This window comes from Lysinibacillus boronitolerans JCM 21713 = 10a = NBRC 103108, assembly GCF_000772935.1.
In the GTDB taxonomy this organism is placed as follows: domain Bacteria; phylum Bacillota; class Bacilli; order Bacillales_A; family Planococcaceae; genus Lysinibacillus; species Lysinibacillus boronitolerans.
This window is the reverse complement of the sequence record NZ_JPVR01000077.1, coordinates 20176-36754: the sequence shown is the minus strand read 5'-3', so window position 1 is coordinate 36754 and position 16579 is coordinate 20176. Positions and strand designations below refer to the sequence as shown.

At 39.4% G+C, this 16579-nt stretch carries 16 protein-coding genes; 11 read left to right on the top strand and 5 right to left on the bottom strand.

Translation table 11 applies throughout. From position 1 onward, the window contains the following. Positions 1–6: 6 nt before the first annotated feature. The 3 genes from CD31_RS14555 (at position 7) to CD31_RS14545 (ending at position 3242) form a co-directional block, all read left to right on the top strand. A complete protein-coding gene (locus tag CD31_RS14555; RefSeq protein ID WP_036078581.1) occupies positions 7–750 on the top strand; it encodes a LytR/AlgR family response regulator transcription factor in 744 nt (247 codons plus the stop codon). A 117-nt stretch (positions 751–867) separates the two neighbouring features. Then, positions 868–2661: a carbon starvation CstA family protein gene (locus tag CD31_RS14550; RefSeq protein ID WP_036078579.1), complete on the top strand. Its 1794-nt coding sequence runs from the start codon at positions 868–870 to the stop codon at positions 2659–2661. Positions 2662–2912: 251 nt separating this feature from the next. Next, complete coding sequence (locus CD31_RS14545; RefSeq protein ID WP_004228336.1) at positions 2913–3242, top strand: YuiB family protein; 330 nt, start codon at positions 2913–2915, stop codon at positions 3240–3242. Between the two features lie 91 nt (positions 3243–3333). On the opposite strand, the gene CD31_RS14540 is transcribed toward CD31_RS14545, so the two are convergent. Further along, positions 3334–3816 carry a divergent PAP2 family protein gene (locus CD31_RS14540; RefSeq protein ID WP_036078577.1) on the bottom strand — a complete coding sequence of 161 codons (483 nt, stop codon included), beginning with the start codon at positions 3814–3816 and terminating at the stop codon, positions 3334–3336. A gap of 123 nt (positions 3817–3939) precedes the next feature. Here CD31_RS14540 and CD31_RS14535 point away from each other — a divergent pair, with 123 nt between their 5' ends. The 7 genes from CD31_RS14535 to cysI all read left to right on the top strand — a co-directional run bounded on the left by CD31_RS14535 (position 3940) and on the right by cysI (position 11494). Beyond that, positions 3940–5448, top strand: a complete 1509-nt coding sequence (locus CD31_RS14535; RefSeq protein ID WP_016991510.1) for a leucyl aminopeptidase — start codon at positions 3940–3942, stop codon at positions 5446–5448. A gap of 135 nt (positions 5449–5583) precedes the next feature. After that, complete coding sequence (locus CD31_RS14530; protein WP_016991509.1) at positions 5584–5787, top strand: hypothetical protein; 204 nt, start codon at positions 5584–5586, stop codon at positions 5785–5787. A 355-nt stretch (positions 5788–6142) separates the two neighbouring features. Further along, a complete protein-coding gene (cobA, locus tag CD31_RS14525) occupies positions 6143–6916 on the top strand; it encodes a uroporphyrinogen-III C-methyltransferase (protein WP_016991508.1) in 774 nt (257 codons plus the stop codon). Positions 6917–6928: 12 nt separating this feature from the next. After that, positions 6929–7669, top strand: coding sequence for a sirohydrochlorin chelatase (locus tag CD31_RS14520; protein ID WP_036078574.1), 741 nt, complete (start codon positions 6929–6931; stop codon positions 7667–7669). Beyond that, complete coding sequence (locus CD31_RS23015; protein WP_004228347.1) at positions 7669–7818, top strand: YezD family protein; 150 nt, start codon at positions 7669–7671, stop codon at positions 7816–7818. The genes CD31_RS14520 and CD31_RS23015 overlap by 1 nt, the downstream gene beginning before the upstream one ends. 43 nt (positions 7819–7861) lie before the next feature. Then, positions 7862–9655, top strand: coding sequence for an assimilatory sulfite reductase (NADPH) flavoprotein subunit (locus tag CD31_RS14515; protein WP_036078572.1), 1794 nt, complete (start codon positions 7862–7864; stop codon positions 9653–9655). A 123-nt stretch (positions 9656–9778) separates the two neighbouring features. Next, the gene (gene cysI, locus CD31_RS14510) at positions 9779–11494 is read left to right on the top strand and encodes an assimilatory sulfite reductase (NADPH) hemoprotein subunit (RefSeq protein WP_036078570.1); all 1716 of its coding nucleotides are present in this window, start codon (positions 9779–9781) and stop codon (positions 11492–11494) included. 44 nt (positions 11495–11538) lie between these two features. Here the strand turns inward: cysI and CD31_RS14505 are convergent, their stop codons facing one another. From CD31_RS14505 to CD31_RS14490, 4 genes are read right to left on the bottom strand one after another with little or no spacing between them, the layout of a single operon-like run. Beyond that, positions 11539–12609, bottom strand: a complete 1071-nt coding sequence (locus CD31_RS14505) for a sulfate/molybdate ABC transporter ATP-binding protein (RefSeq protein WP_036078567.1) — start codon at positions 12607–12609, stop codon at positions 11539–11541. A gap of 15 nt (positions 12610–12624) precedes the next feature. Continuing rightward, positions 12625–13500 (bottom strand): sulfate ABC transporter permease subunit CysW, encoded by an 876-nt coding sequence (gene cysW / locus CD31_RS14500; RefSeq protein ID WP_036078566.1) that lies wholly within the window; start codon positions 13498–13500, stop codon positions 12625–12627. Positions 13501–13510: 10 nt separating this feature from the next. After that, positions 13511–14344, bottom strand: a complete 834-nt coding sequence (gene cysT, locus CD31_RS14495; RefSeq protein ID WP_036078563.1) for a sulfate ABC transporter permease subunit CysT — start codon at positions 14342–14344, stop codon at positions 13511–13513. An 11-nt stretch (positions 14345–14355) separates the two neighbouring features. Continuing rightward, positions 14356–15408, bottom strand: a complete 1053-nt coding sequence (locus tag CD31_RS14490) for a sulfate ABC transporter substrate-binding protein (RefSeq protein ID WP_036078862.1) — start codon at positions 15406–15408, stop codon at positions 14356–14358. 465 nt (positions 15409–15873) lie between these two features. Here CD31_RS14490 and CD31_RS14485 point away from each other — a divergent pair, with 465 nt between their 5' ends. Further along, positions 15874–16575 carry a phosphoadenylyl-sulfate reductase gene (locus CD31_RS14485; RefSeq protein ID WP_036078561.1) on the top strand — a complete coding sequence of 234 codons (702 nt, stop codon included), beginning with the start codon at positions 15874–15876 and terminating at the stop codon, positions 16573–16575. Positions 16576–16579 lie beyond the last annotated feature (4 nt).

Genomic DNA, 16579 nt, shown 5'->3' with positions numbered 1-16579 from the left:
AAGAAATTGAATGTATATATTGTGGATGATGAACCCTTAGCACGCGCGGAACTGCGATATTTATTAGAGCAAACAGCATTAGTGAATGTTTGTGGTGAAGCTGAAAATCTTGAGGAGTTGTGCAAAGCGTCACAGCTTGAAGAAGTCGATTGTATATTTCTAGATATTGAATTAGGCATAAACAATGGACTTGACTTAGCTAAACAATTATTACTGAATGCACAGAGACCTGAAATTATTTTTGCTACAGCCTACGATGACTATGCTTTGCAGGCATTTGAAGTCAATGCATTTGATTATATATTGAAACCTTTTGAGGCAGAAAGGGTACAAACCGCTGTGGAAAAGCTTTTAGCTAAAAAAAGAGCTGCTCAGGCAAAAACGATGGAGGAGTTAAAAGTTTCACAGCTAGACAAGCTCGATAAATTAACGGTTTATGCAAACGATCGAATTTTACTGCTGAAAATACAGGATATTTTGTATTGTACCTCTGAGGATAGTAAAACGGTTGTTGTGACAGAGCAGGGACGTTTTTTTGCTTCCGAGTCATTGGCTGCGTTAGAAAAAAAGCTTACTTTAAAAGGCTTTGTACGTGTCCATCGTGCGTATATTGTCAATTTAGAGCATATTGTGGAACTTGAGCCCTGGAGTAGTTCTAAATTTAATTTAATCGTGCACAACAGACATTCCATTCCTGTTAGCAGACTGTATATGAAGGATGTAAGGAAAATTTTTGACCTATCGAAGTAGTTGCATTTCAATGAACAAATACTACCGCTCAGCTTTAATTTCTGACATTTCAGTTATTTTAGGAATATTAAGGACATTCCTTTGCTATGATGTGGAAAAAGTAAAAGGGGTGTTTGCATGAATGCGATTACAATAGTGATAGGGTCTATTTGTATTTTGATGATCAGCTATCGTTTGTATGGCATTTTCTTTACAAAGAAGGTACTTAAAATAAAAGATGATACGCCCACCCCAGCCCACGCTTTGGAAGATGGTAAAGACTATGTTCCGACGAATAAATGGGTAACCTTTGGGCATCATTTTGCAGCGATTGCAGCAGCAGGACCCTTAGTGGGACCAATCCTAGCTGCACAGTTTGGGTATTTACCTGGACTTCTATGGCTATTAATCGGAGCAGTAATTGGTGGGGCAGTTCATGATGCTGTTGTTTTATTTGCATCCATGCGTCATGGTGGTAAATCCCTATCGGAAGTGATGAAGGAGGAGTTAGGCCCTATCGCAGGTTTCTGTACAGGCCTTGCGATGCTATTCATTATTACGATTACAATGGCAGGTCTCTCGATGGTGGTGTTAGGCGCTTTAGAGCGCAATCCATGGGGAACGTTTGCGGTAGGTATTACGATACCAATCGCCATGCTTGTGGGTATTGCCTATCGTAAAACAGGCAATTTAATTGTTACATCTACGATAGGCTTTATTTTATTAATGATTGGGGTATTTATCGGACCGCTTATTCAAGGCACAGCATTCGGTGATTTTTTAACATTTGATCGGGATACATTAGCTATCATCTTACCGATCTATGCCTTTTTCGCCGCTGCATTACCTGTGTGGCTTTTATTAGCACCTCGTGATTATTTAAGTAGTTTCATGAAGATTGGGGTATTTATTGCACTAATTATTGGCGTTTTCTTTGTTAATCCTGCTATTCAATTCCCACCATTGACAGAGTTTATTCATGGTGGTGGACCAGTAATTGCCGGTCCTGTGTGGCCGTTTGTTTCTATTACAATTGCCTGTGGTGCCATTTCTGGCTTCCATGCTTTTGTAGGCTCAGGAACAACGCCTAAGATGATTGATCGTTGGGAGGACATCCGTATTGTAGGCTTTGGTGCTATGCTAGTAGAGTCACTAGTAGGTGTGATGGCTTTAATCGCAGCTACTGCTCTTCATCCAGCCGACTATTTTGCGATTAACTCAGCACCAGCTGTGTTTGCTACATTAGGAATGGAGCCCGTTCATCTACAAGCATTGTCTCAAAGTATCGGCATGGACTTGGAAGGACGAACAGGAGGTGCTGTAACGCTAGCAGTTGGTATGACAGATATCTTTACAGGTATTCCTTGGTTCGCAGAGTTATCTTCGTACTTCTATCAATTTGTCATTATGTTTGAGGCGGTTTTCATTCTTACAGCCATTGATGCTGGAACAAGGGTAGCTCGTTATTTAATACAAGATTTTGGTGGCAATGTTTATAAACCACTGAAGCGTACCAATTGGGTACCAGGTACAATTTTTGCTAGTGCACTTGCCTGCTTTATGTGGGGCTATTTATTGTATTCAGGGGATATAAGCTCAATCTGGGTATTATTTGGTGTATCCAATCAGCTAATGGCAGCCATTGGTCTAGTATGTGGAGTGACGATGGTATTGAAGGTAGCAGATAAACGCATCTATGCATTGACATGCTTTATCCCATTGGCTTATTTATACATTACGGTCAATGTTGCAGGCTATTGGATGATTAAAAATGTATACTGGAATCCAGCAGCTCCAGGCTTTAATATGTTAAATGGGATTTTATCTGTTATCATGCTAATGCTTGGCTTCTTAATTGTGCTGACAGCCTTTAAAAAGTGGGCACAGCTTTGGAAATCACCAAAGTTTTTAGTAGCTCAATCAACTTCATAAAATCATAGAAACTATTGAAGATAAGCATTCGTCTTCAATAGTTTTTTTGATAAAAAAAGCATTTATCTAACTTGAAGCTATAGTTTACCCGCGGAAGGTGGGAGAATACCCCTAACTTCAAAGAGCAACCACAGGTGATCAATTGAATGATTTTCCTAAATATGACGAACAAGCGAAAACAAGGATATGTTCATTGAAAGCGGTGTCGTAATCATGTAAACTAATGAGAGGAAAACGGAGGTTATACATACATGGATGGTCCAGTTTCATTAGTACAGTTAATCATTTCTATATTGTTATTTTTCGTCATGTTCTTTGGTATCGGATTCTTGTTAAATATGCTGTTACGGATGACATGGTTAATGGCAATTGTGTATCCAATTGTTGTCATCTTTATTGTAGATGAAGTAAGCTTCTTAGATTATATTTTTAAGCCAGGCTCTGCCTTCCCAGCACTAATTGATAAATTACAGGCTCTTCAGTTTGTAGATATTGCTATTTTATCAGGTGGCTTTGCAGGATCTATTGTGGCGGGTATCGTGATGATTTATTTACGTAAAAGTGGATACAGAATGTTCTAACGTGCTTAGTATTCTTTCTTCAATTGAAGAGGGGATACTTTTTTTGTACAAAAAAAACACAGCCTCCCTCTTGAGGATGTGTTTATGTCTGTTAGATGAAAAACTCGTAGGTTATGATGGCGATAAAAATACCCGTGAGAGCCCCAAAAAATACTTCACTTCGTTTATGGCCTAATAGTGTTTTTAATTCCTCCATTTTCTCTTGTCCGTCCATCTGTGGCCACTTTTTTAAATCATGAACCAATGTTTGAAAATCCTTACGTAGTTTATTTAATATAGCGGCATGCTGCCCTGCCTGGTAACGAACACCACTGGCATCGTACATCACGATGATGGAAAACATGGCGGCTACCGCAAAAATGGGGGATTCCAAACCCGTCTCATAGGCAATTGAGGTTGCCAATCCAGTGACAGAAGCGGAGTGAGAACTAGGCATTCCGCCCGTTGAGGTAAAAAGTCCCCATTTTACTTGTCTGGTCATTAAAAAATGGATGGGGATTTTAACAAACTGTGCAAAGAGAACCGCAAAGAGGGCAATTAGTAATGGGGTATTTTGGAGTAAACTCAATTTCATCACAACCTTCGCAAATAATTGCTTTTATTATAACATTCATTATTTTCTAAAAGAAGATATAGGCAAATATTACGCCATTTTCAGAAACTTCGTTATAATAGTATATGGAATGGAGGAGTTTACATGCATATTGTAAAAGAAGCAAAAACATTTGAAACGATTTCTACTGAACTATTAGTGGTAGGAGTCACAAAACATCGTGAACAAATGCAGGACTGGGCAAGCTTTTCATCTTTTTACGGTGAAGCCCTCGATACATGGATTAGTGCAGGGGACGTCTCAACTGAATTAAAGAAACTAACGAAATTACCATTTGTGAAAGACCATGCCAGCCTCAAACGTATTGTATTTGTAGGCTTAGATGAGCGTAAAAACCTAACAGAAGGTGATATTCGCGCAGCATTTGGTTTAGTAGGGAAAGAATTAAGATCTTTAAAAGTAAAAGAGTATTCCATCTGGCTTGAATCATTTACAACAGAGTCAATTTCAACAGCAGATGTAGCATTTTTAGCGGGTGAAGGAATTGGCCTTGGCTATTATGCTATTCCACATTATAAAACCACTTCGAACGAGGTAGATAAACGTATTGATGCTGTTCACCTTGTGACTACAGCAGAGGATTTAGATGAAGTGGTGGCAAGCTTTGAGGTAGGTGTGATTTATGCAGATGCTGTTAATGAAGCTCGTAGCCTAATAAATTTACCTCCAAATCTACTAACAGCAACGGATTTAGCTAACTATGCACAATCTCTAGCAGTGGAATACAATTTGGAAGTAGAGATTTTAGATAAAGCACAATTAGAGGAACTAGGTATGGGTGGTATATTAAGCGTTAACCAAGGCTCTTATGAAGAACCACGATTAATTACCTTAAAATATAAAGCGACTGAAGATTTTGAAGATCCAATTGGCCTTGTTGGTAAGGGCGTAACGTATGATACAGGCGGCTATTCTTTAAAACCAAAGGATTCTATGGTTGGTATGAAAGGTGATATGGGCGGTGCTGCTGCTGTACTTGGTGCAATGAAAATTATCGGTGAATTACGTCCAAATAAAAATGTTGTAGCCGTTATCGGTTCTACAGATAATATGGTGTCCGATACAGCGTTTAAACCTGATGATGTGATTACGACGTACAGTGGGAAAACCGTAGAAGTATTAAATACGGATGCAGAAGGGCGTTTAGTTCTGGCAGATGCAACTACATATGCTAAACAGCAAGGTGCTACATCACTAATTGATGTTGCTACTTTAACTGGAGGCGTTATTACTGCGTTAGGTATGGATAAAACAGGTGCTCTTTCAAATGATGATGCATTTTTTGAAGCATTTATGGAAGCTGCCAAAGAGACAGATGAATTTGTTTGGCGCATGCCTTTAACAGAGAATGATAAAAAACGAATTCGAAAATCAGATGTAGCTGATTTGAATAACTCTCCTGGTCGTGATGGTCATATGATTTTCGGCGGCGGTTTTGTAGGCGAATTTGTTGGTGATACACCATGGATTCACCTGGATATAGCAGGCACATCTGATGCAGTAGCAGTTCATGATTTAGGACCTAAAGGTGGTACTGGTGTTATGGTCCGTACACTAGCTAATTTTGTCCAACGTTTAGGGGAAGAAAAATAATAAAGCGTGTCAATCAGCGGGAGTTTATTCTCGCTGATTTTTTGTGATTTATGCACTAATCCCGATAGAATAGGCATTCTACATATGATAGATGTATCTTCCTTCATACGATAGAGTAAAAAGGGGAGGTAGCATATGCGCAATTTCGGAGGTTATCCAGGCGGAGGATTTGGAGGCTTTATTTGGCCATTTGGCGCACCGTTTTTTGGTGGGTTTTTAGGCAGTTTTTTAGGCTCTCAATTTAATCAATATCCTTACAATCCATATTATCCAAACTATCGACCATATCCACCAGGTCCATATTTTCGACCAGGTCCGCGTTATCGTAGACCATGGTAAGCACATAATTTGATCAACCAGTTGTCGATCTTGAAATCGGCAGCTGGTTTTTTTTTTGCGCCTAACGAAGTATCAAATTTAGTGTTGACAGAATATACTAAATTATTTATTATTCTTATTATATTACTAAGAATTAAATATGTGGCTGACTAGCAAACTAGAGGCTTGTATTATTCATAGGCATTTTTGTGCCTAAGGATAATATTGGCCTTTTTTCTTTATCTTAATTCAGTAAATGTTTTTATACCGAAAGCAAAGTGTCAGTTATAGAAAACTCGAGGACCCTTATTAGTCAGTTGAATAAATCTGAAATGCTATGACAGCGAGGCGTAATTGACAGAAGGAGTGAGATGAAATGGGGAAAGTTTATATTGTTGGTGCAGGTCCTGGGGATGTTGACCTCCTTACGATTAAAGGATTACGTTGCATTGAATGTGCAGATGTCATTTTATATGACAGACTCATTAATAAAGAGCTATTAGCCTATGCCAAGAAAGACGCTAAATTAATCTTTTGCGGAAAGTTACCACAGCAGCATGCCATGATTCAGGAGCAAATCAACCAAACCCTTGTTGATTATGCCCAACAAGGATATATCGTCACAAGATTAAAAGGAGGAGACCCATTTGTTTTTGGTAGAGGTGCAGAGGAGGCTGATGTGCTAGCGAAGCATCAAATTCCCTTTGAAATTGTGCCTGGTATTACGTCAGGTATAGCAGCCCCAGCATATGCAGGTATTCCTGTCACACATCGTGACCTAGGTTCAAGCTTTGCTATGGTTACAGGGCATATGCAGGACGGGAAAGAAGATGCTATCCGTTGGGAAAGCCTTGCAAAAGGGATTGATACGATTGCCATTTATATGGGGGTTGGTAATCTTCCATATATCCGTCAACAATTACTCAAATATGGCCGTGATGAAAAAACGCCTGTGGCTGTTATTCACTGGGGAACCGTTTCTACAAAGCAAAGAACGGTTACAGGGACTTTAGCTACAATTGAGGAAATTGTGCGTACAGAAAATATTCAAAACCCTAGCATCATATTAGTAGGGAAGGTTGTGACTCTAAGAGAAACCATTCAGTGGTTTGAGCAAAGCCCAACACAGCCAATCCAAATAACGGGATAAGGTTGTGGAATCATGCAGGCTATTTTATATATTGCACATGGCAGTCGTGTCAAGGAAGGTGTAGTGCAGGCCGTAAACTTTCTTCAAGGCGTTCAACAAGAAGTGACAGTACCTATTCAAGAAATATGCTTTCTAGAGCTAGCAAAACCAACCATTGCAGAAGGCATTGCTAGCTGTATTCGAAAAGGGGCAACAGCGATTGCCGTAATGCCTATTCTACTACTGGCTGCTCAACACGCAAAGCATGATATTCCGAAAGAAATGGCAAAAGCTCAAGAACTATATCCATTTGTAAAGTTTACATATGGTGAGCCTCTTGGCATTCATGAACGATTAATTGACACGTTACAAGCTAGGATAATAGAAAAACAACAACCTAACAGCAATGCGAGTGTTTTACTCATAGGACGTGGGAGTAGTGATCCAGCCGTCAAGAGGGATTTAGCCAAAATTGCCAAAAGGCTACGTACTAAATATCACTATAAAGCCGTTGATACATGCTTCTTATACGGAATGGGACCAACCTTTGAAGACTGGCTACTGCAACATAAAGGGAAGCAACAGCAAGTTTTTATTGTCCCTTATTTATTATTTACAGGCATTTTAAGACAAAGTATTGCCAAGCGATTACAAGGCTTTGACAGCCAAAACATTTTGTTATGTGAAAGCTTAGGCTATGACGACAATGTGAAAAAAGTATTAGTGGAACGTATTGATGAATTACTACATTTTAAAGAGGAAGGTGTTTCGTAATGGTAGATAAAAGAACTGAAAATGTAAATCTAGCATTAGATAATGTCCGCCAAATGTTAAATACTGTGAACCACGGATCAATTACATTGATTGTTCAAAATTCCTATGTGGTTCAGATTGAGAAAAAGGAAAAAATAAGGCTTCGATAAATTAAAAAATATGAAATGATGATAATTCGTGAGGTGGCAAAGATTGAAATTACAAGTAATAAACAGTCCATTTAATGAAGAGCAGGTGAAGTTATTAAACGAGCTTCTCCCTAAATTAACAATTGAACAAAAATTTTGGCTAAACGGTTACTTAAGTGCTCCACAAGCAACTCTTGAAGCAATTGTTGAACAGGCACCAACTGCCTCCCAACCTGTTACAAAAACAATAACAATTTTATATGGTTCCCAAACAGGCAATAGTCAAGGATTAGCTGAAAAATATGCAGCAGCATTAAAAGAACAGCGGGTAGATGTAACTGTCTCATCGTTAGGAAAATTTAAAGCAAGTAATTTAAAAAAGATCACTAATCTATTACTTATTGTGAGTACACATGGAGAGGGAGATCCACCAGATCAAGCGATACAATTCTATGAATTTTTGCATAGCAAGCGGGCGCCTAAGCTAGAACATCTACAGTATTCGGTCCTCGCTTTAGGGGATAGCTCCTATGAATTTTTCTGTAAGACAGGTAAGGACTTCGATGAGCAATTTGCAAAATTAGGTGCAACAAGAATGGTTCCTCGAATCGATTGCGATGTAGATTATGATGATGCAGCTGCACAGTGGTTCGCTGCGGTTCAACAAGAATTTCTTCAGCAAACATCTTCAGCAACGTCTACTTCAGCACACAACGAAGGAGCGCAAGTACTTGAAGAATCTACATATTCAAGAAAAAATCCATTTTACGCTGAAGTACTTGAAAATTTGAATCTAAATGGTCGTGGCTCCAATAAAGAGACGCGTCATCTTGAATTATCCATTGAGGGAGCTAACTTCCATTTTGAACCTGGCGATAGTATTGGCATTTTGCCAGAGAACGATGAACAATTAGTGAATGCATTGCTGACGGCACTTCAATTTGATTCAGAGACGGAAGTGACTGTTTTTGATGAAACAATATCAATAAAAGATGCACTACAGAAAAAATTAGAAATTACAGTGTTATCTAAACCGTTACTCGAAAAAATCGCTGCTTATACAGCGCATAAAGAATTTTCTAAGCTATTGGAAGAACCACAAGCATGGAAGGACTATGCAAAAGGAAGAGACTTGCTCGACCTAGTAGAGGAATTTACACCGTTTACTTGGAGTGCACAGCAGTTTGTAGCGTTACTACGTAAAATTCCAGCTCGACTTTATTCTATTGCTAGTAGCCAAAAGGCCAATAGCGAAGAGGTTCATTTAACGATTGGCAAGGTAAGCTATGAAACAGCAGGTAGACAACGCCTTGGTGTTTGCTCTGGAAGTGTGGCAGAACGAATACAAATAGGTGATACCTTACCAATCTATGTTCATAAAAACCCGAATTTTAGATTGCCAGAGAATAATGAAACGCCAATTATTATGATTGGTGCAGGCACAGGTGTTGCACCATATCGAGCTTTTTTAGAGGAGCGAGAAGAGTTAGGGATTGAGGGGAAAGCATGGCTCATCTTTGGTGATCAGCATTTTGTTACGGATTTCCTCTATCAAACGGATTGGCAACGTTGGCTAGCTGCGGGCACATTAAGTCACATGCATGTAGCCTTTTCACGTGATACGGATAAAAAAGTCTATGTTCAACATAAATTGCTAGAAAATGCAGCATGTTTTTATGAGTGGCTGGAGCAGGGGGCCGTCATTTATGTATGTGGTGACGAAAAATCAATGGCATCGGATGTCGATGCAACCATTCATCAAATCATTGAGCAGCAAGGACAGAAAACACCAGAGGAAGCAAAAGCCTATGTGAATGAATTAAAACAGCAAAAACGCTACCAACGTGATGTTTATTAATGGAATTCAACAAAAATTACCTCGAAAACCATCCCTAATGAAGGAATTTATCTCTTTGCTTGCAAGCAAACCCTCATGTATGCCAATACATTGAGGTGTAATGGATTAAAGGAGCGATAAAGAATGACAGAAAAAATAGTGTTACCTCCGCAGCCTGGGAAACCAAGTGATGTAGAGCGTATTAAGACCGAAAGTAATTACCTACGTGGAACACTGGAACGTACCATGAACAATCCATTAAGCTCTGGTATTCCAGAGGACGATAATCGTCTAATGAAATTCCATGGCAGTTACTTACAGGATGATCGAGATCTTCGGAATGAACGTCAACGACAAAAGCTGGAGCCAGCCTATCAATTTATGGTACGTGTACGAACACCAGGTGGAGCAGCTACGCCAGCACAATGGCTTGTGATGGATGAAATGGCTAGAAAGTATGGCAATGGCTCTTTAAAATTAACAACACGTCAAGCATTCCAAGTACATGGCATTTTAAAATGGAATGTTAAAAAATATATGCAGGAAATCAATGAGGTGCTATTGGATTCTCTTGCGGCCTGTGGAGATGTGAACCGTAATGTGATGTGTAATGTTAATCCAAACCAATCTGCATTACATGAAGAGGTTTATAATTGGTCTGCAAAACTAAGTGAGCATTTACTGCCACGCACACGTGCTTATCATGAATTATGGTTGGATGGAGAAAAGGTTGTAGATAGTCAGGATGTAGAAATTGAACCGATTTACGGAGCGCAATATTTGCCTCGTAAATTTAAAATTGGTATTGCGATTCCACCAAGTAATGATGTAGATGTTTTTTCACAAGATATCGGATTGATTGCCATCGTTGAAGATAATCAGCTGGTTGGCTTTAATGTAGCGGTTGGGGGAGGCATGGGCATGACGCATGGTGATCATGAAACCTATCCACAGCTTGCTCGTGAAATTGGCTTTATAACGCCAGATAAATTACTGGAAACAGCTGAAAAAATAATTACGATTCAACGTGATTATGGGAATCGCTCTGTCCGTAAAAATGCACGATTTAAATACACGATTGATGCGAGAGGACTTGAATGGTTCCAAGAGGAATTAACACGTCGTCTAGGCTGGGAAATTCAGCAGGCTCGTCCCTATACATTTGAGCGTACAGGTGATGAATTTGGCTGGATTAAAGGGGCAGATGGTCATTGGCATTATACGTTATTTATTCAAAATGGCCGTGTAAAAGACTTTGAGGATTATCAGTTGTTAACTGGCTTACGTGAAATAGCTAAGGTGCACACGGGTGATTTTCGTTTAACACCGAACCAAAACCTAATGATTAGCAATGTAACACCCCAGAAAAAGAAAAAAATAAATACGCTTATTGAACAATACAAGCTAACAGACGGTGCGCATTATTCTGCCTTACGCCGCAATTCCATTGCCTGTGTCTCATTACCGACATGTGGCTTAGCCATGGCAGAAGCAGAACGCTATTTACCTTCTCTTATAACAAAAATTGATGCCATTATTGATGAGGCTGGCTTAAATGAAACAGAAATTGTTATTCGCATGTCTGGTTGTCCAAATGGCTGTTCACGTGCAGCAATGGGTGAAATCGGCTTTATCGGCAAAGGACCAGGGAAATACAATATGTACCTTGGTGCAAGTTTTACAGGCAATCGCTTAAATAAAATCTATCGTGAAAATATTGGTGAAGAGGAAATTTTAGCAGAGCTACGTCCAATTCTTCTGCATTTTGCCAAGGATCGTTTAGAGGGCGAGCATTTTGGAGACTTTGTCATTCGTGCAGGCTATGTCACAGCTGTTTATGATGGAAGAGAATTTCATTAAAAATAAAAACCATGTAGCAAACTTTTCTTTGCTACATGGTTTTTTTATATAGAATAATCCTCAGGAATAAACACCTTTAATTGTTTCGGCTTTACAAATACCTGGTCGCCCACTTTCAGTTGAAGAAGATGAAATTGTTCCTTTGATAACTCCGCTTCTAAAAATTCATCAAGATCCTCACGGCGTAGTTCAATTTGAACGATAGGCCCTAGCAAATGAATGTGGCTGATTTTAACAGGAACTGTACCTGAAATACTTGTTTTCTCAATCTGAATATCATGAGGACGTACATAGCCTATCGCATTGTCATCTGAATGGGTCAGGGCATCAGGTACATCAAGTGCAACTTCACCCTGCATGAGCTTACCATTTTGTAAGCGCCCTTTAAATAGATTGACATTGCCCAAGAAGTCATAGACAAATGGACTTTTGGGATTTGTATAGACCTCGTCTGGGCTGCCAATTTGCTCGATTTTGCCATTGTTCATGACTACAATGCGATCTGCAACATCCAAAGCTTCCTCCTGGTCATGTGTCACAAAAATACTTGTAATATGAAACTCATCGTGCAGCTTTCGGAGCCAGCGACGTAACTCCTTGCGTACTTTTGCATCGAGAGCTCCAAATGGTTCATCTAGTAACAGTACCTTGGGCTCCACGGCAAGCGCTCTTGCCAGTGCGACACGTTGCCGCTGCCCACCTGAAAGCTGTGTTGGATATCGGTCAGAGAAATTTTCAAGCTTCACGAGTCGCAATAACTCCATCACTTTTTCTTTGATTTTCTGTTTTGAAGGTCTGCTTTTGCGAGGGCGCACCTTCAGCCCATAGGCTACATTGTCAAAGACCGTCATATGACGAAAAAGGGCATAATGCTGAAAGACAAAGCCTACATTGCGTTCTTTTGGATGGCGATCTGTGATGGATTGACCATCAAATAAGATGTTACCGACATCTGTTGTTTCAAGCCCAGCGATAACACGTAATAAAGAGGTTTTTCCTGATCCAGAAGGGCCGAGCAACGCTACTAGCTCCCCAGACTGAATATGTACGGATATATCCTCTAGTGCCTGAAACGAACCATATTTTTTGGATACGTTTTGAATTTGTATACTCATTGAGACCATCTCCTTTTAACTAGATTTTGATTTCCAAGCAATAATGTCTTTCACAATTAATGTAAAGATGGCCATAACGCTCATTAGGGAAGCAACTGCAAAGGCTGCTGCAAATTGATATTCATTATAGAGAATTTCGATATGAAGGGGCATCGTATTAGTCATCCCACGGATATGGCCGGATACAACAGAGACAGCCCCAAATTCCCCGATGGCTCGTGCATTACATAAAATCACACCATAGAACAACCCCCATTTAATATTGGGTAACGTGACATACCAAAAGGTTTTAAAGCCACTTGCCCCCAATGAAATAGACGCTTCCTCCTCAGATGTGCCTTGGGTTTGCATCAGCGGTATTAATTCACGTGCAACAAAGGGCAATGTGACGAAAATTGTGGCAAGGACAATGCCAGGAAGTGCAAAAACAATTTTAATATCATGTGCAAACAACCAATCACCAAATAGTCCCTGTGAGCCAAATAATAAAATAAACACTAAACCTGCGATAACAGGTGAAACGGCAAAAGGTAAATCTACCATAGTAAGTAATAGATTTTTCCCTTTAAAATTAAATTTTGTGAGTGCCCATGCAGCCATTACGCCAAAGATCGCATTGAGAGGTACAGTAATAGCTACGACGATTAAAGTGAGCTTAATAGCAGCTAATGCATCTGGATGTGTAATCGCAGCAAAGTAAACGTCGACTCCTTTTTGAAAAGCTGTAATAAAAATAGATACTAAAGGTAGTACGATAAAGAAAGCTAAAAAAGCTAAAGCAATACATGTTAACGTATAGCGAATAATACGAGGCTCCTGTAAGGCAGCAGACTGTGTGGCTGCTTTATTTTTTTTTGTACTAGCCTGCTGAATAAAAGTTGATTGTTCCATATCGTACCTCCTAATGTACAAACCGACGATTGGCTAGCCATTGTATCAAGTTAATGGTGAACAACAAAATAAAGGACGTCACAAGCATGACAACAGCTATGGCAGTTGCCCCAGCATAATCATATTGCTCAAGCTTTGTCATAATAATTAATGGCGTAATTTCCGTTTTCATCGGCATATTTCCTGCAATAAAAACAACCGAGCCATATTCACCTAAAGCGCGCGCAAAGGCTAAGGAAAAGCCAGTTAAAATAGCAGGTACTAGCTCTGGTAAGATAACTTTACGGAAGGTTTGTAAACGGTTGGCTCCAAGGCTTGCCGAAGCTTCCTCCACCTCAGCACTAATATTTTGTAAGACGGGTTGGACTGTACGTACAACAAAGGGTAGCCCGATAAAGGTTAAAGCAATAATGATGCCAAGAGGTGTAAAGGCAATTTTAAAATTAAAAAATTGACCGATCCAACCGTTTGGTGCATAGAGAGATGTTAAAGCAATACCAGCAACAGCAGTAGGTAATGCAAAGGGTAAGTCTACAAGCCCATCAATGATTCGTTTAAAGGGAAATTGATAGCGGACGAGAACCCATGCAATAATCGTACCGAAAATCACATTTAGTAAGCCTGCGATCAGCGCAGTGCTGAAGCTCACTTTGTAGGAAGCAACAGCACGAGGATCTGTAATGATATCGATGAATGCTGACCAGCTTAAGGACATGGTATGAATGAAAATCATTGAAAGTGGTAGTAACACTAGTAAACTTACGTATAGCATTGTATATCCAAGAGATAAATGAAAGCCTGGAATAATTCGCCGCGATTTTTTAGGAATGATTAAACTACTCATCAAAACGCTCCTTATTGTGGTACGTATATTTCATCGAAGGTACCACCATCTTTAAAATGGGTTGCTTGTGCTTTTGCCCAACCACCAAAATCATCAATTGAGACAAGTTCAAGTTGAGGGAATTGCTCTTTATATTTTGCTAGAATTGTTTCATTACGTGGTCGATAATAATTTTTCGCCGCAATTTCTTGCCCGATATCACTATATAAATGCTGCAAGTAAGCTTCAGCGACTTCACGTGTCCCTTTTTTATCTACGATTTTGTCTACAACTGCAACTGGTGGCTCTGCTAAAATACTTAATGAAGGCGTGATGATTTCAAATTCATCCTTACCTAATTCATTGAGAGAGAGGTATGCTTCATTTTCCCACGCAATTAAGACATCTCCAATTTTACGTTCTACGAATGTTGTTGTAGCTCCACGAGCGCCAGAATCAAGTACTTCTACATTGCTGTAAAGTGATTTCATAAACTCTTTTATTTTTGTTTCATCATTGTTATATAATTTTCCGGCATAAGCCCAAGCGGCTAAGTAGTTCCAACGCGCACCCCCAGATGTTTTGGGATTAGGCGTAATAACAGACACGTCGTCTTGAATCAAATCATCCCAATCTTGTATGTTTTTTGGATTGCCCTTGCGTACTAAAAACACAATTGTAGATGTATAGGGAGTCGAATTATGATCAAACTCGGTTTGCCAATCTTTATTCAGCAGCTCGCGTGTTTGAGCAATTTCATCGATATCATAAGCAAGTGCAAGTGTCACTACGTCGGCTTCAAGACCATCAATAACTGCACGCCCCTGTTTACCAGATCCACCATGTGATTGATTGATTGTGACATCTTGGCCGGTATCATCCTTCCATTTTTTTATAAAATCTTTGTTGAACTCCTCGTAAAGCTCGCGTGTTGGATCATAGGAGACATTTAGTAGCTCTACAGACTTCTTATCTTCCTGACCGCTTGCTTTTTCATCTGAGTTAGCACTTCCACAGCCAGCTAAACTAAGCGTAAGCATAGTTAACAATGCCAATGATTGGAGAACATAGCTCCTTTTTTTCATCATTATTTCGCCCCTTTTCTGTCTTAAGAATGCAAAAAGCCATCACCCACAATGAAATGACAACATGGGGAGATGGCCTTCAGATCCTCTGATCAGCGTTTTTTTATTTAGGTTAAAGCTTTAGTAATACATTAAACATATATTTCCTATTAGTCAACAAGGAATTATAAAAAAGATTATTTATTTTGAAAATTAAATGCGAGTGTCCTAGATACCACTCATCATATGCAGCAGAGAACAGGAACAAGTGGGTGTATGGGAAAGATATTTCAAAAACCTAGTTGACTGCTTGGTGTACTTTAGTATATATTTGGTAATAAGAAGAATGATTGTGTAACGAGGTAGCAACTACTAGTAAACAATCATTAAATATAGAGCTGGCTAGTCAAACTAGAGGCGTTTTAACAAAGACCTGTTTTTTCTGTGTCTTTTGTTAGAACGCCTTTTTGCTATGAGGGGGATTCGATGTTAACTTATGAAAATTGGCAAGAACCGATCATTGATTTTCAGGTTGATGATTTGTATAAGGCTGCACTAGAGGTTTTACAGTGGAGCTATCAGCAATATGGAGATGAAATCGTCTATGCATGTAGCTTTGGTATTGAGGGCATTGTCTTAATTGATCTCATTTCAAAGGTAAAGCCTAACGCTACGATTGTTTTTTTGGATACAGATGTACACTTTAAAGAAACATATGAAACCATTAATAAAGTCAAAGAAAAATATCCACAACTCAACATTGTCATGAAAAAGCCAGCTCTTACACTAGAGCAACAAGCTACACAACATGGTGACGAACTATGGAAGTCCAACCCAAATAAGTGCTGTGATATTCGTAAGATAAAACCTTTACACGAAGCCTTATCAGGTAAAAAGGCTTGGATATCAGGCTTACGTCGTGAGCAATCACCAACACGTCAACAAACAAACTTTCTAAATCGTGATGATAAATTTAAATCAATTAAAGTTTGTCCATTGATTCATTGGACTTGGAAGGATGTCTGGCGCTATGTTTCAAAGCACAGTTTGCCATACAATCCGTTACACGATCAAGGCTATCCAAGCATCGGCTGTGAGCATTGTACGAAACCAGCATTTACAATGGAGGATTTACGTTCAGGTAGATGGCAAGGTTCTGGTAAAACCGAGTGTGGGTTACATGAATAAAGGA